This window comes from Paenibacillus sp. FSL L8-0470 (assembly GCF_038008625.1).
Lineage (GTDB): Bacteria > Bacillota > Bacilli > Paenibacillales > Paenibacillaceae > Paenibacillus_AQ.
Genome location: NZ_JBBOZM010000001.1, coordinates 6,144,337 through 6,164,919 on the forward strand (window position 1 = coordinate 6,144,337; position 20,583 = coordinate 6,164,919).

Here is a 20,583-nt window from a genome sequence, read left to right on the forward strand (position 1 = left end):
TTGTATGGTGTGTAGTGGTACACTTCATCCATCAAGTGTATGGCATGTATCCATACACCAATAACACCACTATGAGGGGAGGACCCCATGGACCCATCTATTGAGCTTTTGCCGGAGCAATTCCAAATCAACCCCTCGCTTCCGATTTACGAGCAATTTGTCGAAGCCATACAGGGACGGATTGTCAGCGGCCTTATCCCCCCCGGCTCGCGCCTGCCCTCAGTCAGAGAGCTGGCCGCCGGACGGGGAGTTAATCCGACTACCGCCGCCAGAACCTACCAGGAGCTGGAGAGGGTGGGGCTGATTGTCACCTACCGGGGCCAAGGCACTTTTGTTACCCGTGAGGAAGAGGTCATCGGCGAGGCGCGCAAAGCCATTATGCGCAAGGCAATCCGGGAGTTCAAGGCTGTTGCCGGGACGCTCGGCATCTCTGCTGAACAAATGTTGAATTTCGATAAGGAGGATTCAAATGCCAGTGAATCATAATAAGGCTGCCGGATTGTCAGCGAAAACTCCGGCAGTAGAATGCAATAATTTAAAACTTAAGGTAAAGAAGAAAATAATTCTGGACGGAATCAGCTTTCAAATTCCCCAAGGCAGCTTAACGGGCCTTCTGGGGCCTAACGGAGCAGGCAAATCCTCTCTGCTTCGCATCATATCCGGACTTACGGCAGCAGATTCCGGCTCGGCTCACATATTCGGAAAACCGGCAGGCGTTCAGTGTCTTGGCGAACTGTCCATGCTGCCGGACCGCAGCAACCTGCCCGGCTGGCTGACCGTCCGGGAGTGGCTCGGCTTTGCCGGAGGCATCTACCCGGACTGGGATGAAGCCAAAGCACAGGAATTGCTCCGTGAGCTTTCGGTCTCACCGGAATCGCAGATATCCGCGATGTCCCGGGGCGAGGAAGCCAGGCTGCAGCTGCTGACCTGTCTGTCGCGCCAGGCACCGCTGGTTATACTCGATGAGCCATTCACCGGAGTGGATCTAATCTCCAGAGAACGGATCGCTTCGGCGGTCGTGGGTGAGCTGGCGGACGGCGCCCGTACCTTCTTGATCGCAACCCATGATATCCGCGAGATGGAGCTGCTGTTTGACCGGTTGATCCTGATCGGTGAAGGCCAAATCCAGAGCATCGAAGATGTCGAACTGCTCCGCCAGTCCGGCAAATCGGTAGAATCTCGTTACAGGGAAGTGTTCGCATGACAGCGCTGAAGACACTTGTTCAGTTGGAGTACAGCCGTTTCAGCCCTTCCAGACAGGGGAAATCTAAGAGCATTCTGATTGGCTTATCGCTGTTCTGTGTGATGGTGCTGGTCGGCATGTATCTTCCCGCCACCAGAGCAACGCAGCGTTCGCCGTTTATCTTTGCAGCACTGCTGCTATGGACCGTTACGCTGGGCCTGTCCACGCTTCACATCCTGGCATTCCAAGGTCAACAGCACAGAGAATGGTTTTTATTCTTTCCACATTCCCGGCTTACACTGCTCTATGCCAAAGTGGCCAGCCTGCTGAAGCACAGCCTGAACATCACCTTTTTGGTGATGGCATCTGCCATTGCCGTATATGCCCTTTCCGCTCTTGCCGGCCGGTATGCCCCGCTTCCGGCTGTGGAGCTAATCTACACGCTTGCCTCCTATACGTTGTTCATCATAGCCACACTGCCTTTAGCAGTAGTCTGGGGGCTAGCAATCACCCTGCTTATGCGTGCACGAAAAGCTGCTGTGCTGCTGGTTATTCCATATAATTTACTGTGGCTGCTGCCGCTTATTTATGCCGGCTTGCTAAGCTCATCCACTCTTGGTCTGGAAGGGGTGGAATATGCCTCTCCGAATGCAGTGTTGATGTATGCACTTGCTCTGATTCTAATCGGGTGGCCCTTCTGTTACTTCCTGATGCCGCTTATCGCCCGCAACGGACTGGGAGCAATGGGGGAACTCCGATCAACCGCTCTTCCCTCATCTGCAAATTCAAGATGGGGAAAGAACGCGAAAATAAACACATTTACCATCCGCAAAGCGCCATTCACCACTCTGTACCGGTTACATACCAGCCGCGTACAACGGATAGAAAAACATCCGGTCATAGTCACCCTGAAGCTGGCAGTGCCGCTGCTCATCATTGCGGCCGGTTATTACGGATCAACAGACGGATTAGCTATCCAGTCCGTCTCAAGAGCGCTGTTTATGATGCCCGTTCTGTTCGGTTTCCTGTGGATGATGAGCCGCAGCAGCCTCGAACGCAAACAGCTGCCCTGGTTGCTCGGCCTCCCGCAAAGCCGGTTGACTGTACTGCTGGCCGGAGTTGCTGCTGTATGGGTTACCGTTATGCGGATCATCATTGTTCTGGCGCTTTCCGCTATTGCAGGGAGTATTATAGGCTTAATTACAGGCAAGACCGATCCGCACAATCTGTCTTACGCCCTGACATGGCTGCTCTTTTCATTTCTTCTTTATACACTTACACTGACACTAACCTTGGGCCTGATGCAGGCCGAATACTATCTGATGAAATCATCGGCACTGTCCTTACTTCTGCTTCCGATCGTGCTGCTGGGCACCCTGCATAGCGTCCTGATCAATAGATTTATGATCCCTGAGGATATACACAGCGGCATGATGCCGGACTGGAGCCTGCTGGGCTGGATTGCGGCCATTGGCCTGCCCCTTGCGGCATGCTGTATTTTTGCGGGAGCCAAATATTATCATCTCATCTTAACTCCGCAGAAGAAGGCTGCAGCCCAAACAAAACAAGCATAAGCTTGGCAATCTTCACGTAAACGTAAAGGGACAACAGGAAATTTCCTGTAACTGCACGCCAAGTGATACTATAATAAGAAAAGCACGAAGCTTAAGGAAAAGAGCAGGATCAATCCATCACAAGGAGGCGTTTCATGAATTCCGTCGGCCAGCCCTTACAGCAGCGGCCTCTTTCCATCAAACTTATCGTATCGGGCATTCTGGGTCTTATCGTATTTATTATGTTCCAAGTAGCTCCCCAGCTCCTTTCGGGTACTAATGGAGAAGATACCACCGTCATCAGCAAGAACGAAGCCCGTTCACATGCCGCCGCATTCGCAGCCCAGCAGCTTGGCCATACGGAGACAGCAAAGGATCATTGGACCGTCACTTATCAGACTGATTCGGACTTCTACGGATATATGTCCCGGGAGAAGCTCCTGCAGGACTACTCCAAGAACAAGCTGGATCAGCGTTATCCCTTTGACGTCTATCATGCTGTGCTTCAGGCTTCCGGAGAAAAAGACGCCCAGCTCGCCGTTGATCTCAATATGTACACCGGAGAGGTTGTGGCCTTTGCCCGCGGTGCCAGCATCAAATCCGGGGACGGATCCAGTTATGGAAGCGCTCCGGCTGCTGCCCGTGCAAACAGTGATTCCTCGCTTTCTCTGGATAAAAAGGAGGAGCTCGCCCGCCCGTGGCTCAAGCAATGGGGAGTAAATCCCGCCAAGCTGCAGATCGAAGCCGGTACAAATGAATACGGGCTTGTCTATACAGACCATTCGGTCAAAGTCGGAGAAACTCTGCTGCGTTATAACTTTAATTTCCAGGATGGTGAGGTTTCTTACTTCCGGGCCGGATTTTCCGCTCCCTCCTGGCATACTTCGTATGTAGAGGACCAGACCTCGCTGGCCCAAACGCTGACGCGCTTTGGCTACGGCCTGCCGACACTGGCTCTTGGCATTCTCGCCTTGATCTACAGCATTCTGCGAAGAGGCCATACTTCCTTTGTGCGCGGCATCTTCTTAAGTTTGGCCCATTTTGTAATCATGATGGTCAGCACTTACAATATGCTGCCGGAATCCGGCGACAGTCCTGAGGCCCGGATAACCGCTGCCATCTTGTTCGTCATTTACGCCTTGTACAGCCTGCTGATGTCCTCCCTGCTCTACTTCTCGCTCGTTGGAGGCAACGGCTTATGGCGCAAGGAGGAAGGCCTGAATCCCTGGCCCCGCACCAAGGAGCCGGGATACGGCAAATATGTGCTCGACAGCATGCGTACCGGTTATATCTGGGCTTTTATCCTGCTTGGTGTGCAGACAATTATGTTCATCATCTTGTCGCTCACGCTGCATAACTGGTCCACCACGGACGCCAGCCAATCTCCCTACAATATGAGATATGCCTGGCTGCTGCCGATCGTCGCTTGGCTTGCCGGCCTGTCCGAGGAAGCCGTCTACCGCCTATTCGGCATCCGGATGCTCAAAAAAATCGTCCGCAACACCTTCATCGCCTCGCTGATCACGACGCTCATTTGGGCTTTCGGCCATACACTGTATCCGATTTACCCGATCAGCTCGCGTCCGATCGAGCTGACAGTGATCGGGCTGCTGTTCAGCTATATTTTCCTGCGCTACGGCTTTATCGCCGTCATGTTCAGCCATGTCGTGTTTGACAGCATTCTGATGGGAGCCACGCTGATCTTCATGAAGGAGAGCGTAAATGTAGGTGCCGGAATCGTGACGCTCATCCTGCCATTCGTGGTCGGTTACATCGTGTACCGGTTTAACCCCCCGAACAAGCCAGGTCAACCGAAACCACGGGAACCCGAAGAATCGCTTCAGCCTGCTGGCAACTTAAATTAAGCTTTCAATAATAAAATGAGGTGTTCCAACTGGCTGCCATCAGCCTGCGGAACACCTCGTTTTATCTCCTTTTAAAGAAGCGGTCATAGAGCACCAATGCAACCAATATGGTAAACACCTGAATTAGAAACTGCCCCTACTGATTATAATAACATTTAATAATATATAACATTTCTGCATGATTCCCGCATTCCCCTTATCTTCGCAAACCGGTAAATTTCACTATAATCTTCAATCGTTAGGCTCAGCAATCACAGTCCTGTTTCTCCCCCCTTTCTTGGCCAGATACAGCGCCCGATCCGCCATCTCCAGCAGCGCTTCTTGCTCTGACGCATGTAAAGGATAGTGCGCTACACCTTGAGAGACCGTAAGCCGTGTTGGAATGGGAGCCACGCTTTGTTCAAGGGCCAGCCGGACTCTTTCGGCTACATTAAAAGCTTCCTCTGGTCTTGTTTCAGCCAGCAGAATGACGAACTCTTCACCTCCGTAGCGGTAGCAGACATCACTTGGGCGAAGCGAGGATACTATAATTCCGGCAACGTGTTTCAGTACTTCGTCACCAGTAACATGGCCATAGGTATCATTTACGAGTTTGAATCTGTCTACATCCAGTACAATGAGCGAAAACGGCAGCCCGGAGTCAATCCAATGACCCATCTGATATTTAAGCGACCTCCGGTTCATTAAGCCCGTCAGCGCATCCGTCGCGGCCTCCTGAGTAAGCTGATCCGTCTGTTTCTGAATATCTGTTACAGCAAGCAATACAGCATCGGTCAGCAACTTTGCCTCCCGGCTCCATTGTGGCCTTACCTCCGGAATTACAATGTTCTCCTTGCCTATCCTGCTCACCAAATTTGCCAGATGCACAAACGGCCGGGCCAGCTTGTATGCTATGAAAATAACGCCCATCAGCAGCATAAGAAACGGGAAGATCGAATACGCGATAATTGTCCGGAGATGGCCCATCAGCTTTTGATGGATGATACTAATCGGCGATACGACCGCAATCCCCCATCCATTGGCTGGAACACTGGAGTACCCCGCAAGCACCTCAATGCCGATGGTATTAATTACTCGCTCTTTTCCGTGCTCTCCCTTCATGAGCTTCTGCACAACCTTGTTGGTGCTGATATCTCTCCCGATAAACTGCTTGTTTGGATGGTACAGCCGCCGCCCCTTGGAATCCACAATATAAAAATAAGAACCGTACTCGTCCACGTTGTTATTCCCATAAATCATAGACAGGATATTGTCCTCCTGCAGATAAAGCGTCCCGCTCAAAATACCGAGATATGTTCCGTTCCTGCTAAAAACCGGTTGACTCATAAATACGATTAACCGCTTAGTGTTTGGGGTTAGGTAAGGGGAGGAGAGATATGGTTTCTGTAGCGCCAGAGCCTCCTGACCGGCTTTGGAGGTAAGAAGCTTGCCGGCCGTTCCCACTTTTGCAGGAACTACGTTGCGGATCACCCCGTCGACATCAACTAAGGAGATGGAATTGAAGAAATTGCTGCTGTTGCGTATCAGTTCCAAATAATTATCCACTTGTTTCGGAGCCATGGCATCAAAATCAGAGAGTACACCAGCATTGTATTTCAGGCTATTGCGCATGGACAGGAATAAGGAATCCATCGTCTTAGACATTCGTTCAGCGCTGGAGTAATTCAGCTGGAGTGTCGTCTCTATCAAAGATTGTTTCTTGGACTCGTAAGAGCCAATCAGCAGAATGCTTGAGGTTAGCAGAACCACCAGCGTCACCAGGCCCGTAAGCAGCCATGTGAGACTGATTTTTTTACTAGGACACAGTTCGGCCCTTCTTACTGTAAACAAACGATAACCCTCCTCATTTCTATAAAAAACAACTAAATACATAATACATCAAGTCATGATGTTATTCGATAAAAAGATGGCGCGCAAATGCCCGCCGTTGCTCGGCTCTCCCCGAGACGCAACCCAAAAAAGGCCGACCCGTAGGGGTCAGCCTGGAGTCCGCTGTAATGGAAGCGGCACACCTACACGGACGTTTCCTCGTCCTTAAGCGCCTCAAGAATCTGCCCCGCCAGCTTTTCGCCAATGGAGAGCGGGCGGAAATCCTCAATCGAGGCCTCCTTAATTTTCTTGAGTGAGCCGAAATGCTTCAGCAGCAGCTTCCGCCGCTTATCACCGATGCCCGGAATGGAGTCCAGCTTCGAGGTGACCATCGACTTGCCGCGCTGCTCGCGGTGGAAGGTGATCGCGAAGCGGTGGACTTCATCCTGGATACGCTGCAGCAGATAGAATTCCTGGCTGTCCCGCGCCAGCGGCACCGGCTCGGCAGAGTCGCCGATCAGCAGCTGGGCGGTTTTGTGCTTGTCATCCTTGACCAGACCGCAGACGGGGATGTAAAGACCGAGCTCGTTCTGCAGGATGTCGATGGCCGAGGAGATCTGCCCCTTCCCGCCGTCGACCACAATCAGATCAGGCTGCGGCAAATCTTCCTTCAGCACCCGCTCATAACGCCGCCGGATCACCTCGCGCATCGTTTCATAGTCATCCGGTCCCTGGACCGTGCGGACCTTGTATTTGCGGTATTCCTTCCGGGCAGGCTTGCCGTCAATGAATACCACCATCGCCGACACCGGATTGGTTCCCTGAATATTCGAGTTATCGAAGGCTTCTATCCGGCTGAGCGATTCCAGACCCAGGCTCTGGCCGAGGCTGAGGGCCGCTCCAGAGGTCCGTTCCTCGTCCCGTTCAATGAGACGGAACTTCTCGTCAAGCGCCACACGGCTGTTCTGGCAGGCCATGCCGACCATCTGCTTCTTGAGCCCGCGCTGCGGCACAAGCACCTTGACGTTCAGCCATTCCTGCAAGGCCGCCGCTCCTCCGGCCGCATCCACGGTGCCGGCTGCAGCAGCTTCGGCCGCTGCGGCTTCACGCTCTTCTGCATCCTCTGCCATATCCTGCGCCGTTACCTGAGCAGTCTCCGCCGCAGCTTCATCAGCGGAGGCCGCCTCGGCAACAAGCGCTGTGAACGCACCCGCACCGGTCATCCCAATGTCACCGGAAGCCGTGGCCTGAGCCGGTTTATCCGTGTTTTCCTCCAGCTTATCCGGCAGCAGGATCTCCTGCGGCAACGCCGGATTGTCGCTGTAATACTGCGTCACATAAGACATAAAGTCACTGTATGCCTCTCCGTAGAACGGAAAAGCAGACGAATGGCGCTGAATCATTTTACCCTGCCGTATGTACAGAATCTGCACACACATCCAGCCTTTATCCACAGCATAGCCGAAGACGTCGCGGTCTTTGGTATCCGCAGTGTTGATCTTCTGCTTCTCCATCAGGGCATCAATGTGGATGATCTGGTCACGCAATTCCTTGGCCCGCTCGAAGTACAGCTCCTCTGCGGCTTCCTGCATCTTTTGCTGCAAATCCTTCTTAACCGCTTCATGGCCGCCCCCGAGAAAAGCGGCAATATTCTGCGTGATTTCCTCGTAGGCGGATTTGGGCACTTCCTTCTCGCAAGGTGCCAGGCACTGGCCCATATGATAATAGAGACAGACCTCTTTCGGCATTACTCCGCATTTGCGCAGCGGATACATCCGGTCCAGAAGCTTTTTTGTCTGATGGGCCGCATAAGCATTCGGATAGGGCCCGAAATATTTCGCTTTATCTTTAATCACCCGGCGCGTAACCTCAAGGCGCGGATGAGCTTCATTCGTTATTTTCAAATACGGGAACGTCTTGTCGTCCTTCAAAAGCACATTGTAACGCGGCATATGCTTCTTAATCAGATTGCACTCCAGAATGAGCGCTTCCATATTGCTGGAGGTCACAATGTATTCAAAATCAACAATATTGGCGACAAGCCGCTGGGTTTTACCATTATGGCTGCCTGTAAAATAAGAGCGGACGCGGTTCTTCAGCACTTTGGCCTTGCCCACATAAATGATGGTGCCTTCTTCATTCTTCATCAGATAGCACCCGGGCAGGTCGGGCAGCAGTGCCAGCTTATTGCGGATATTATCGTTATAGTCCATGATTTCTCCCCCACCTAGACTTGGCTGCAGCTTATAAGGTAAGTTTAGCACACAAAGCGCCTCCGGATAAACCGGAGGCGCTTTGGCGATTGGGCCGAAAACGGCCCAAGTACAGCAGCATCAAATGAAATTATTGATGTTTAGCTACGATATTCTTAAGGGAATCCTTGGAGTTCAGTCCTACAACTTTATCCACAGGTTGGCCGTCTTTGAAGAAAATCAGCGTAGGAATGCTCATTACTCCAAAACGGGAAGCCGTTTCCGGATTCTCATCTACATTCAATTTAGCAATTTTAACGCTGTCTCCCAGCTCGGTGGACAATTCCTCCAGAATAGGGGCAAGCATTTTGCAAGGGCCGCACCAAGGTGCCCAGAAATCTACTACAACAGTACCTTGACCTTCCACTTCGCCGACGAAGGATTGGTCAGACACGTTCACGATAGCCATGATATTGTTCCTCCTTTAAGTTTTGCGAAGCAATATCCGCTTCTATAGCGTACGCTAGTTCGAGCGAATTCACTCCGAAATGTTAGCGGGATAAAAATGTTTCATGTAATATGATAACCAAATTACCATTTACCGACACATCAACAGTATAACATATATACAATGCTTTTGGGAAATGTTTTAGACAATTACATTGTATAAAATCTATTTTTTGTAAGAGAAACTCATCTTTACATCTCACCGCTGAGTTCGTATACTTGAGGAAAGCGCATTAATTGTCAATGACTTCTCTCACATGTATAACTGTAACCTATTTAAGTGCAGGCATGCAACCGCAAGGAGGAGCAAGCTATGGATGTCAATGCTAAGGTCCGGGACCCGCGGGAGCACTTCAATGAGGAGCCCCGCAACGATTTAGGTGATTTATTGGCCGGTTTTTTTGGAATGACGGGATTTATGACGCTTGTTTTCTTCGGAATGGTAATCGTCAAATTCATTCTCTCCGAATAGACAGGCAGGTTTTATCACAGCGCAAACCTCCAGCCTTTCCCACAAGGAAACGCTGGAGGTTTGTTTGCGTCAATCCGGTTTAGGGCCCAAGCGGAAACGGCTTTGCCGTCCTTTTTAAGGACTGTACCGTTTCAGCGGGAAATAGAAGGATAAGTTACCGTGTGAAACATATTAATTCTTATATTTTCAAAAAAACAGCGGCGCCTTGGACTTAACGTCCCAGGTTGCCGCTGTTTGTATGTTTATTATAAAGCTGGCTCTTCGCCTTATCGGCCTGTTCCGCGCTGATTCTCCCCGTGCAGGGGAATAACCTCCACAAACGGAGCGATGCGGTCCATCAGCCGCTGGCCTTTGTAGAGCTCTTCGCCGTCCTTGCTGGTGAAGCTCAAATGCTTCTCCAGACCGTCCAGCGGATAATTTGAGGTATAGAAGGTAGGTTTACGGTTCATCCGGTAGTTGAGGATTGCCCCGAGCACATGGTCGCGTGCCCACGGATTCAGGTTCTCCGCACCGATGTCATCAAAAATAAGCAAATCGCAATTCTTCAGGGTATCGACGGTTTCCTTCAATTTCTGGCCGTCCAGCATAATCGACTTCAGATCCTCGATAAAATCGGGCATGTATACAATTACGCCGCTATACCCTGCAACCGCCAGCTCATGGAGCAGGTAACACATCAGGAACGTTTTGCCTGTTCCGAAAGTGCCGTGCAGGTAAATCCCCTGCGAAGTAAGTCCGTTTTCTTTGATTCTTTCAATATAATCAAATATTTTATTCACGGCTGAGGCCCTGCGCGGGTCCTTGCCCATAATATCCATCTCGTCATAACCGCCGTTCAGCACCCGTTCGTCTACATAGAAGCTGCGGATCCGTTTGCGGATGCTGTCCTGATTATCCTGTGCCACCTTAAGATTACAGGCTGTCTTGCGTTCATATAGATCCGACGAGCCGTTAACGGTCTCAACTGTAAGCTTGCTGTAGTGCCCGGGGAAATCGTTCGGGCATTTCTCCAGGCCGGGACAGTTTGCACAGTGGCGGCTCTCCTCGACATATTGATATAACCGGCTCAAGTGAACCTTGAGCCGCGACTCCTCCAGCTCCGGATGCTCAGCCTGCAGCTGCTTCACCAAAGGATGGTTCAGCAGATTCTGCTCAAGATCGCGCGAACGCTGGCGCAGAGCGGAATTGTTCATCGAACGCAGCACTTCGCCCATAGACTCCATTGCCATTTCCGCACCTCGCTTTCTTTACGGCGTCTTCGAAACGCCCTTTTTCTTACTGGCCTTAATCTCTGCAGCTTTCTTCATCATCGCCGCGAATTCCTCTTCCGATACGGTTCCGGCACTGCCGTCATCCAGCACCATCGGAATTTCCGGCTTGGCGGAGCGCCCGTTCTTCGCATAAGAACGCTGGCGTGTCCCGGACGCGCCGGTGGAGCCGGATGCCGCACCTTTGCCCTTGACCTTCGACTGGTCACGGATGTAGCGCACCGCCTTCTCATAAGTGTTCACCTGCTTCACCAGCATATTGGAGGCGATAGCCTCAACGAAATTGCGGTTCATCCGCTGATCGCCGCCCGAAGCCACCATCGTCATCAGATAGTGAATCAGCACATTGATGACTTCACCGCTGAGTTTGTAGTTCAGATCTATTTTCTCAAAAATATCCATCAGCTGGCCCGGCACCGCACCCGGAAAAAAGGTTTGCAGCAGTCGTGTATAAGGCTCGTTGCGCAGCATCATATTATATTGGTGAATATCGCATTTGGACATGAATTGCGGAGGAACCTCCACATAATATTCCATCTCAACCGACTGTTCCGGCGGAGCAATGGAATCATCGCCTTCCTCAGCCGCTGCTGAGCGCAGCGAGACTACCTTGGCCGCAGCGATCTCCCGTTTCTCCTGCCGCTTCATATCCTGGCGGAAATGCTGGCTCGCCTTGTATTGCAGCGTATCAAGAATGACCTCGCCGTCCGGCGTAAAGACCCCGTCCTCATCCAGCAGACGGCTTAAATCCTGGGGACTCAGCTCATACTTATGGGCCACATAATTAATGACACCCATCTGGGTATGATCAAAACGCAGCTTCTCAACATGAACCCGGTTGACCGATTCCCTGGGGAACCGCAAAATAATATCGCTGTAGCCGATGGCCGGCTCGCCGCTTTCGCGCGTCCCCGGCTGGCGGACTGTAGCTACCTCGGCCAGCGCCTGCTCCAGCTCATAATCTATCACATGGGTATTCAATTGAAAGATATCATAAAAGGGCAGGGAAATATTCTCTTTGCCAATCGACCGGCGGCTCCATTCCTCCGGCTCGCGGTTCCAGAACTGCTCGCGCAGCGACAGCACAGCGAATTTGCCGATCTTGTCCCGCAGGAGCAGCGTCAAATGCTGAGTTGCAAAAAAGTCAGCCGGCGACAGCGGCGGCAGCAGCTCGTATTCATACATATAATCCTCGGTTTCCCCTACATAGATCCGGCAGGTCTGAAGCAGCCCCACCGCTTCCAGCCGGGAAGCCTGATCCACTAAATATTTGCGGCCCTTCTCATTCGGTTCAACTCCAAGCGTCATAAACAGCCTGCGCTGCTGCTCCACTGTGGAGTAGCCGATTGCTTCAGCCGGAATATGTTCAAACAACAGCCTGTAAAGGCTGATTGCAAAGGCTCCGACCATCGGCTGATAGACCGAACCCAGCATACGTCCATCCACACTGCTTAGACCGAATTCGCGGGAAACGCAGTACCGATGATGTTCGGTGAAATGATGCAAGTTGCTCATACGCATCTGCGGATACCTCCCCCTTTTCTACACGAATTCATATAGATTTCTATTCTATCACAAAACACCCGGCCGGAAATGTAAAAAAAGAACCAAATAAGGCGCATTTCGCCGCATTATCGTCCCCTTATGAACACTTGCTGGCGATAGCGGGCAAAAAAGAAAAAACGGCCTGAGTGCAGCCGTTTCTGTGTGATGTAATCTTTATCAGAACATTTTATAGCCGCCAAGCCGCAGTTTCTGGATCGTCCAGCCGCTGAGCACCGCACCCGCAAGTCCGGCAATCCCCGTAAGATAATCCACAATATGAAAGGTGGACAAATGCTCCCAGAGCGTCATGGCGCTTCTATCCCAGATAGAATAAATTACGATCGGCAGAATGACAATCACGAACAGATATGCAGGAAACCAGGTGGTCTTCATTAACATATTGAGGATAAAGCCAATGCCGAACATCATGACAAAGAATAAAACGGCCAGAACCAACACAGGAATAAATCCCATCGTACCGCCATCCCCTCTCTCTATAAAGAACCGCACACTAAGCCTTAATTAATAGTAAGTTTACTAGAAAAAATGTAACGAAGCAATGAACATTATTGCAGCTCACGCTCCATTCAACTCAAATGCCGGTGTCAGGGTTTGCTCTGGGCCTCCCGCATGCGATACAATGCAAATAGATCAATCGGATCATACATAGAAGCGTATGCTTTCGAAGCTGGTTTTAAGCAAAGTTATTTCTACTTTTAAGGAGTGAGAACATGAACGAAGCCGCTTTGACACTGGAAGGCTGGTATGCACTGCATGACTTCCGCTCGCTGAACTGGACGGCCTGGACGGCTGCCGACGATGAAGAGCGTGCCGTTGCCCTGGAGGAGCTGCATGCTTTTATGCAGGAATGGGGCCCGGTTGAAGAAGCCAAGGAAGGAAGCTCCGCTGTATACGCCATTGTCGGCCAGAAGGCTGATTTCGTGATGATGTTTCTGCGCGAAAGCCTGGAAGCTTTGAATAGCCTTGAGACCGCCTTCAACAAAATCGCCTTTGCCCAATATACGACCAAGTCCTACTCTTACGTCAGTATTGTTGAACTTAGCAACTATGCTGCCGGCGGAAGCGCCGGGGATGGCAGTGATCCCATGCTGAATCCGCATGTGGCAGCCCGCCTGAAGCCGATTCTGCCGCAAGCCAAGCATATCTGCTTCTATCCGATGAACAAGAAACGCGAGCTTGCTGACAACTGGTACATGCTCGATATGGAGAAACGCCGTGAGCTTATGTATTCCCACGGCCTAATCGGACGCGGCTACGCCGGCAAGGTAAAACAGATTATTACCGGCTCCGTCGGTTTTGATGATTGGGAATGGGGCGTTACACTGTTCGCCGAGGATGCGCTTCAATTCAAGAAGCTGGTCTACGAAATGCGTTTCGACGAAGTCAGTGCCCGCTACGGTGAATTCGGCCCTTTCTATGTCGGCAATCTGCTGACTCCGGAGAGCTTCGAAGAGATGCTGAAGCTGTAATCCCGCGGACAGCCGCACACTGTATTTCATATCATGGCTTTTATGCCGGGTTCATAGAAACACACAAACAGACCGCAGCCTAACCGCTGCGGTCTGTTTGTGTGTTTGCTTTCTGTTACTACCTATTTCATATACTGGAGCAGATTCATAATCATTTGTGCACTTTCGGCACGTGTACCGTTCTGCTTCGGCTCGAAGCGTCCTGCGGCACGACCCTGCAAAAGACCTAGGTGCACGGCCTCTTCAATAGCCGTCTTGGCCCATTTCGGAGCGTCTGCTGTATCGGCAAAAACTGCCGCAGTCGAGGCTGTGGTCACCTGTGTCTCCGCTGCATACCCGTAAGCGCGAATGAGCATAACTGCCATTTCCTGACGGGTAATTTCAGCTTCCGGCCCAAAGACGGAACCCGACAAACCGTTCACAATTCCGGCCTGCTGCGCCGCAGAAATTGCCTCTGCGTACCACTTGTCCGGCTGCACATCGGCAAACCCTGTAGCCGTATGCCCGCTGAGTCCCAGTGAACGCACCAGCATTGCTGTGAACTCTGCGCGGGTAACCGCCCGGTTCGGATCGAACCGTTCTCTAGACACTCCCTGCACAAGCTGTTTGGCAGACAGCTGCTTCACTGCACCGGTTGCCCAGTGCTCTGCAGGCAAATCACTAAAGCTTCTGTCGTAATGCAGAACGGCATATTTACTGAAATGGCTCACGGCTGCGCTCAGCCTGCCTTCGGTCCATCTACCGCCGGCATACACAAGCGCCCCGTCTTCTCCAATATAGTAAATACCCAGCAGCTCTTTATTCCCCTGTGGAATTGCCTCATAAGCAATAGTAACCGGTTGTGCAAATTGCGATAAGACATATTCCTGACCCTGCTTCGTTGTAAGGCTAAGCTTCCATTCCCTCACTTCACTTGCCGCTTCCAGCCGTGCTCCCGACATTTGCGCTGCACGGGTGATCAAGGCCTGTGCGCTATCGCTGCCAACCGCTTCAGCAGCCAATGAGATGGTGCTGCCAGGGATTGCTCCTTCGGGTACCTTGCTGCTTAATTCGGCGAGCACTCCGGCGGGAATCACCACGGACAAGGCGGCCGATTGGACTCTAAGCGGAGCCTTGCCAAGCAACTCACCGGCATTCCCTGGCAGGATCAATTCCGTCCAGGCTGGATCAGCCGTAATTACAACTTCCCCTTGCGCATTCCGCTCTCCGGATAACCGGGCAGCTGCAATCTCCACGACTCCGGGTTCCAGCGTTGCCGCAGCTGTCGGAGAAGGAGTAGGGGAGATCACCGCGCCAGGTGCCGGGGGTGAGCTCGGCATTGGTGTTGGCGTCGGTATCGGCGTCGGTATCGGCGTTGGTACTGGCGTCGGCTCTTGTCCGGCAGCGGTCACCACCAGCCCGTACTCTGCACTCATCCCGTTATACTCCCCACGGACTTTTACTGTTCCTGCACTTAGCGCGTGTATTTCCCCAGACTCGCTAATTTCCGCCACTTTAGAATCAGAGGTTTCGAACAGAACCCCCTTGGCCAGCTTCACAAGGCTGCCGTCACTGTACACGGCTTGAACTACTGCAACGCCCTTGCTTCCCTGTTCCAGTGTTTCCGGGCCTTCAATCTTCAGACCGGTCAACACTGGCGCACCGTCCGTTGACACCGTAAGTTTGTACTGGGCGGCCAGTTCTCTGTACGTTACCGAGATCACAGTTGAACCAACAGCATGCGCCTGAACCTGTCCTCGATCGTCAACCGTGGCCACATCAGTATTCTGGCTGGAATAACTCAGCCCTTCAACTACGGCTATCCGCTTTCCGGAGGCATACACAGCTTCAGTTACCGTCTGATCGGTATCTCCCGCCTGTAATACTTGCTTGCCTTGCAGAGAGAGCGACTCTAGAGCATCCACGTCTATCTTGCTCTCCGCATATATAGCAGGGTAGCCTTCAACGGCTGCCCTTACGACTGCCGTCCCCGGCTTAAGGGCGGTCACTAATCCGTAAGTATTAACCGTTACCGTGTTCTCCGGCTGCCCGGAAACAACAGACCAATGGATTTTTACCTTGGAGGCATTGGCAGGAAGCACCTGCGCATGCAGCTGCATACTTTGTCCAGGCTCAAGCAATGCTTCCGTACGGTCCAGTGTAACGGATTCCGGAGCCACTTTAGCAATGACCAGTTGATCAATCTCCCGTCCGTCAACCGTTCGGGCAGTGACGGTAATCCCGTCATTTTTTATTTCAACCGCAGTAAAGATTTGCTCGTCCTCGTCATAAATTTTCTCCTGCCAGAACCTTTCGGTCAGCGCATAGAATTTGGGACCGGATGATCCGCCGATGACATACCGGGTGCCCTCGCCTTCGGGAGCCTGCTGGCCTCCGTTCATCGGATAGGAGCGCATATAGATGTGATCATGCCCGTTCATCACGAGATCTACTTTATGCTTGTCAAATATCGGCACCCAGACCTGCTGCACCCGTTCATTGGCATAGATGCTGCCGTAAGGTCCCTGATGGAAGAAAATGATCTTCCACTTCTTGTCCGTGGCTGACAGATCCTGATCGAGCCACTGGGCCTGCTCCTTATACTCCGCCTCGCCATGCTCCGTGTTCATCACCACAAAATGGGTGTCTTTGATATCAAATGAAAAATTTGTTCCCAGGGCACCCGCCGCACCGTTCTGCGGGTTATTGAACTGGGCCAGATAATCCCCGTCACCGTTCGTGCCCATCACTTCATGGTTCCCGATAATCGGCACAAGCGAAGTGTGCAGCAGCTGTTCCTGTGCAGCTCCGAACCACCAGTTCCACTGCTCCTGCTCGAAGCCCTTGTCGACCATATCTCCTGCATGCACAAGCATTTCCGCATCCGGCATGTACTGGAAAGCCTGCTGCGCAGTATTCTTCCATAGCTCGAAGCCTGCCTGCGAATCCGCCTGCGAATCTCCAATAAAGAGGAACTTGGTGGCTTCACGGTCTCCACCGCTCGTTACAAATGTACCCTGGGCACTTACATTCGCCGCTCCATCCCCCACCCGGTATACATAGGCCGTTCCCGGTTCAAGATTAGCCGCTTCCGCTTTATGCACACGCATCGTTCCGTCGTTATTGCTGTTGTAGATGGTGCTCGCGCCTTCAATTCTGAGCACGTTGCTGTCTTCAAAGCCGGTGAACTCAGCTTGCTTGACCAATTCAACTACACTGCCCTCCGTCTGCGGCTGAGTCTGCCAGGCAAAACGCCGGCTGGTATCGGCATCCTCACCCATGGTCACATTGATGTTGCGCGGGGCTGCTGTCCCGTCATAAGGCGCTACCTTAAACGTCATCACCGGACTATAGGCGTTGCCTTTTACCGCCTGCAGCTTGAACGTCCCTTCTGCTACAGTAGCGGACTTCGTGGTCAGCAGTCCATCCTCACCGGATACTTCCTCTGCTTCTACACCGTCGATCAGCAGTTCGGCTCCCTGGAAGGCCGCTCCCCCCTCCATTTCACTTACCGAGAAGGAAGCCGCCAGGCCTTTGGCGATCTCATAATGATTCCAGGTCAGCTTAAGCTGCGCCGTCACTGTACTTACAAGTGAAGCACCAATGAAGCTGATCGCCGTTCCGCTGCCCTCTGTCGAGGTGACAGAGCCGGAGGTATTCTCAATGGTCAGCGGTTTACTTAGCTGTCCTCCAAGCTGTTCCAATGTATAAGGCCCGATATAATCATTGCGGACCGTATATTGAATCTGGCCCAGAAGGTCGCTGTCTTCAAGCCCTGCTTCATGAATTCGGTTTAATTTCAGCAGCACTGTACCCTTGGCCGCGTCGATAACCGGTTCGAGCTGGCCTTCTGTCAGCTTGCTGCCTGCAATTACTTTCAGATCGCGGATAGCCGCAGGGTCAAAGGCAAAAGCAACTGAACCCTCCTTCAGCTTATCCGCCTTCTCCGCCGTTATATCCACAGTGTACGAATTCCCGGCGTATACAACCTCAGGCGTGACATATTTATAGAAGGGAGATCCCAGATTCACTGTGAAATACCATTCCTTAATCGTCTGATTGCCGCTGAGGTCGCGGATTGCAAGCTTCACCTTATGCCGGCCTTCCGCAAGCGGAAGCTTGGGCTTGTACGTAATTTGTCCCTTGGGAGGATAGAAGCCATGCTCTACGAGCTGGTCGTCAATAAATAACCGCACTTTTGAGGCATCGATTAAAGTAGTTCCCGGATGCGCAACCGGATCGTAGCCGGCATCCTCTCCGTTCACCGAAAGGGCCGGCGTTGCCGTCTTGACCATCTCATTAGCGCCAGGATACTCATTTTTAATGACCGGCGGTGTTTGGTCTTCTTCCAAGGGGCCATAGAGGGCACGGATATCATCCACATAAATGGCACCCTTTGTTTTTTTCAGATTGCTGGTCTCCATATAACGGACAGGCATATCCATCGACAACGGGGTTGTTTTACCTTTAGGCACTGCCACTTCGACATATTTCCAGCCTGTCCAATTCACACCGTTCACCTGATCAGTGTAATCTACCGGAACCGCGGCATTGTTGCCGTCGCGGATCTGGCCGCGCAGCCAGTGCTTCTGCCCGTCTCCATAGATCCACATACTGATTTTCTCCGGGTAACCCGGTATCTGAATCCTGTTCTCTACCGACGTTGCCGCGACATAAGCTCCTGAGGTTCCTGTTTTTCCAATAAAATCATATTCCAGCTTCAGCGCCCTGTCTCCGCTGCGGATAAAGTCCTGATCTGTCACTTCCTCCAGCGTTACGCTGTTGGCTGCCGCACTGGCTGCCTTATATTTGTCGCTCCCCGCTTCAAAATTCTCCAGCATAACTGGCGGCAAACCGACATTCACTTCAAAGGAGGTTTCCACACTGTCATATTTCACGTAAATCCTACCACTTTTTCCGTTCTCATGGCTTGCCTGAAACCACCCGTTCTCATCCACTGTGCCAATTTCACCTTCTACACGCCACTCAAAGCTATGGTTGTCAGCCTGGATGGTCTGTCCGCCCCGCAGCGCCTTTACCGACAACTGAGCGGACTGGCCGGATGTGTATGTCTTGATTTCATCGGGGAATTTCAGCTCCGTCAGCGTTTCGACGACTTCAATCTCGCCTTCTCCCTGCGCATTCCCGGCTCCTGCGCTAATTTTGCCTACTCCGGCTGTAGAGCCGGCAGTAAAGACACCCTGTTCATTAATAGTCCCCAGAACCGGATCAACCTGCCAATTCAACGCCCCCGTGTACGCAGCAGGGTGGCCATTTTCATCCATGCCTGCAGCAGTGAAGGTAAAGCTGGAACCTTTCAAAATCCTCTCAGCATTCGGCTGGATCGCCAGCTTCGAGGCCACGGCCAATTCAGGAGCGGTGTTGACGAGCAGCAATCCGTTGCCGGTCTGCCGTTCAAAGCCGTCCGACCCCTGATTCAGCATCTTGACTCCATTCGTCCCCGGCATTCTCGCCACAAAGGTCGAAGATCCTCCCCCATCCAGATTCATGGCGTATACGACACCGAGATCCTTGAGGATTCTTGCCAGTTCCTCTGTTTCCACCCCTTCGCTGAACCCGGGAGAACGGCCGTCAATTTCAAAAAGCACCACACTGCCGTCTGCTTTCGTACCAATGGCTGTCCGCGGATGCACTCCTGACGGCCCTACGCCCGTTTGTACAACCCCGTCTTTGATTAGCGGTCCCTGCCCGCCGATTGCCAGTGCGACATCCTTCCATTCGCCCTTCAGTGCAAATGCGGCGGTGACTTCATCGCCGGGTGCCAATCCTTGCAAAACGGCCCTGGAGGCGCCATGTGCGGACAGCACCACCTTGCCTTGGGCAAGCGGAGTATCGCCTTGGCTTGTCCGGACCTCCGATACCTTCAGCTTCAGGGTTTGTCCGCTTTTGACTTCGCCTTCAGCGATATCCAGTACGATTTCATCGCCATCAGCAGTTGATTTCGTTGAGCTGTTATAATCCTTCGTATAGAGTACAAGCTGATCCGTATTCCGGTAACGGTTGATACTGTTCAGCGGCGTTGTTTTCCCGTTCAGCGTCACGCTCATTGACAGCTCCGGCTGTCCATAAATGGAGGTGCCATCCGCTTTTAACCCAAAAGCATATGAGCCTCCGCTGTTCAGGATAACCCCCTCATCCATAAACAGGCCATTCGGAACACCGGTGGCATAGCCGGATATTTCATAGAAATCACCGTTAATGCCTGCAATTACACGGTTACCCGGTGCATCCGCATACGTTGCCATACCTGTTACACCCTGCATTCCGTATACCTTGCCGTTTTTCGTTCCGGCCCGCAGCTGCAGCCCTGTATTCTGCGGATTGAACTCCACAGTATGTACTTTTTGCCGTCCTCTTTCATCTTTAATATCCATCCAGGTATAGATCGCACCCGGTGCCAACTCCGTCTTGCGCATATCCATAACCGTGCCGTATTCGCTGGCTGGCAGTTCAGCAATTGCAGCATTCGCCATTGCACCTGGCTGAAACATAGATAAGAGCAACAGAAAAATGATTGCCGGATTGAACTTTCGCAGATGTCTTTGCACTTCGTTATACCCTCCCAGTGGTTGTCGCATTATGTCTAAATTCGGACAATCTCATAGGGTACATCTTATGTGCTGAACATCAGGAGAGAATAAAATACGGTAGGGTGTATTGTTAACACTGGCATGAATCTGTTAGTGCGCAGAAAAAAAC

At 52.0% G+C, this 20,583-nt stretch carries 13 protein-coding genes; 6 read left to right on the forward strand and 7 right to left on the reverse strand.

Features of this window, described 5'->3' with window-relative positions:
* The first annotated feature begins 87 nt into the window (after positions 1 to 87).
* From NST99_RS27990 to NST99_RS28005, 4 genes are all read left to right on the forward strand, one after another.
* Complete coding sequence (locus NST99_RS27990; RefSeq protein ID WP_341096062.1) at positions 88 to 486, forward strand: GntR family transcriptional regulator; 399 nt, start codon at positions 88 to 90, stop codon at positions 484 to 486.
* Positions 470 to 1,204, forward strand: coding sequence for an ABC transporter ATP-binding protein (locus NST99_RS27995; RefSeq protein ID WP_341096063.1), 735 nt, complete (start codon positions 470 to 472; stop codon positions 1,202 to 1,204). The genes NST99_RS27990 and NST99_RS27995 overlap by 17 nt, the downstream gene beginning before the upstream one ends.
* On the forward strand, positions 1,201 to 2,757 hold the full coding sequence (locus NST99_RS28000; protein ID WP_341096064.1) for a hypothetical protein: 1,557 nt from the start codon (positions 1,201 to 1,203) through the stop codon (positions 2,755 to 2,757). The genes NST99_RS27995 and NST99_RS28000 overlap by 4 nt, the downstream gene beginning before the upstream one ends.
* 134 nt (positions 2,758 to 2,891) lie before the next feature.
* Complete coding sequence (locus tag NST99_RS28005) at positions 2,892 to 4,601, forward strand: CPBP family intramembrane glutamic endopeptidase (RefSeq protein ID WP_341096065.1); 1,710 nt, start codon at positions 2,892 to 2,894, stop codon at positions 4,599 to 4,601.
* 231 nt (positions 4,602 to 4,832) lie between these two features.
* Here NST99_RS28005 and NST99_RS28010 read toward each other — a convergent pair whose 3' ends face one another.
* The 3 genes from NST99_RS28010 to trxA form a co-directional block, all read right to left on the reverse strand.
* Positions 4,833 to 6,431 carry a sensor domain-containing diguanylate cyclase gene (locus NST99_RS28010; RefSeq protein ID WP_341096066.1) on the reverse strand — a complete coding sequence of 533 codons (1,599 nt, stop codon included), beginning with the start codon at positions 6,429 to 6,431 and terminating at the stop codon, positions 4,833 to 4,835.
* 182 nt (positions 6,432 to 6,613) lie between these two features.
* Entirely contained in the window at positions 6,614 to 8,623 is a 2,010-nt protein-coding gene (gene uvrC / locus NST99_RS28015; RefSeq protein WP_341096068.1) for an excinuclease ABC subunit UvrC, read from the reverse strand.
* A gap of 130 nt (positions 8,624 to 8,753) precedes the next feature.
* On the reverse strand, positions 8,754 to 9,071 hold the full coding sequence (gene trxA, locus NST99_RS28020) for a thioredoxin (protein ID WP_038596102.1): 318 nt from the start codon (positions 9,069 to 9,071) through the stop codon (positions 8,754 to 8,756).
* A gap of 351 nt (positions 9,072 to 9,422) precedes the next feature.
* On the opposite strand from trxA, the gene NST99_RS28025 reads away from it, so the two are divergent.
* A complete protein-coding gene (locus NST99_RS28025; protein WP_144024388.1) occupies positions 9,423 to 9,581 on the forward strand; it encodes a YqzM family protein in 159 nt (52 codons plus the stop codon).
* A gap of 266 nt (positions 9,582 to 9,847) precedes the next feature.
* Here NST99_RS28025 and dnaI read toward each other — a convergent pair whose 3' ends face one another.
* The 3 genes from dnaI to NST99_RS28040 form a co-directional block, all read right to left on the reverse strand.
* Positions 9,848 to 10,804: a primosomal protein DnaI gene (gene dnaI, locus NST99_RS28030; RefSeq protein WP_038600668.1), complete on the reverse strand. Its 957-nt coding sequence runs from the start codon at positions 10,802 to 10,804 to the stop codon at positions 9,848 to 9,850.
* 24 nt (positions 10,805 to 10,828) lie between these two features.
* Positions 10,829 to 12,370, reverse strand: coding sequence for a DnaD domain protein (locus tag NST99_RS28035; RefSeq protein WP_038596104.1), 1,542 nt, complete (start codon positions 12,368 to 12,370; stop codon positions 10,829 to 10,831).
* Between the two features lie 201 nt (positions 12,371 to 12,571).
* Positions 12,572 to 12,868 (reverse strand): YuiB family protein, encoded by a 297-nt coding sequence (locus NST99_RS28040; protein ID WP_038596106.1) that lies wholly within the window; start codon positions 12,866 to 12,868, stop codon positions 12,572 to 12,574.
* 257 nt (positions 12,869 to 13,125) lie between these two features.
* On the opposite strand from NST99_RS28040, the gene hemQ reads away from it, so the two are divergent.
* Positions 13,126 to 13,884 (forward strand): hydrogen peroxide-dependent heme synthase, encoded by a 759-nt coding sequence (hemQ, locus tag NST99_RS28045; RefSeq protein ID WP_038596109.1) that lies wholly within the window; start codon positions 13,126 to 13,128, stop codon positions 13,882 to 13,884.
* Between the two features lie 122 nt (positions 13,885 to 14,006).
* Here the strand turns inward: hemQ and NST99_RS28050 are convergent, their stop codons facing one another.
* Positions 14,007 to 20,432, reverse strand: a complete 6,426-nt coding sequence (locus NST99_RS28050) for a phosphodiester glycosidase family protein (RefSeq protein WP_341096074.1) — start codon at positions 20,430 to 20,432, stop codon at positions 14,007 to 14,009.
* Positions 20,433 to 20,583 lie beyond the last annotated feature (151 nt).

Coding starts and splice junctions, on each gene's coding strand:
- NST99_RS28000 (WP_341096064.1), top strand. CDS start 1,201: ATGACAGCGCTGAAGACACTTGTTCAGTTGGAGTACAGCCGTTTCAGC.
- hemQ (WP_038596109.1), top strand. CDS start 13,126: ATGAACGAAGCCGCTTTGACACTGGAAGGCTGGTATGCACTGCATGAC.
- NST99_RS28005 (WP_341096065.1), top strand. CDS start 2,892: ATGAATTCCGTCGGCCAGCCCTTACAGCAGCGGCCTCTTTCCATCAAA.
- NST99_RS27990 (WP_341096062.1), top strand. CDS start 88: ATGGACCCATCTATTGAGCTTTTGCCGGAGCAATTCCAAATCAACCCC.
- uvrC (WP_341096068.1), bottom strand. CDS start 8,623: ATGGACTATAACGATAATATCCGCAATAAGCTGGCACTGCTGCCCGAC.
- NST99_RS28025 (WP_144024388.1), top strand. CDS start 9,423: ATGGATGTCAATGCTAAGGTCCGGGACCCGCGGGAGCACTTCAATGAG.
- NST99_RS28040 (WP_038596106.1), bottom strand. CDS start 12,868: ATGGGATTTATTCCTGTGTTGGTTCTGGCCGTTTTATTCTTTGTCATG.
- NST99_RS27995 (WP_341096063.1), top strand. CDS start 470: ATGCCAGTGAATCATAATAAGGCTGCCGGATTGTCAGCGAAAACTCCG.
- dnaI (WP_038600668.1), bottom strand. CDS start 10,804: ATGGAGTCTATGGGCGAAGTGCTGCGTTCGATGAACAATTCCGCTCTG.
- trxA (WP_038596102.1), bottom strand. CDS start 9,071: ATGGCTATCGTGAACGTGTCTGACCAATCCTTCGTCGGCGAAGTGGAA.
- NST99_RS28035 (WP_038596104.1), bottom strand. CDS start 12,370: ATGCGTATGAGCAACTTGCATCATTTCACCGAACATCATCGGTACTGC.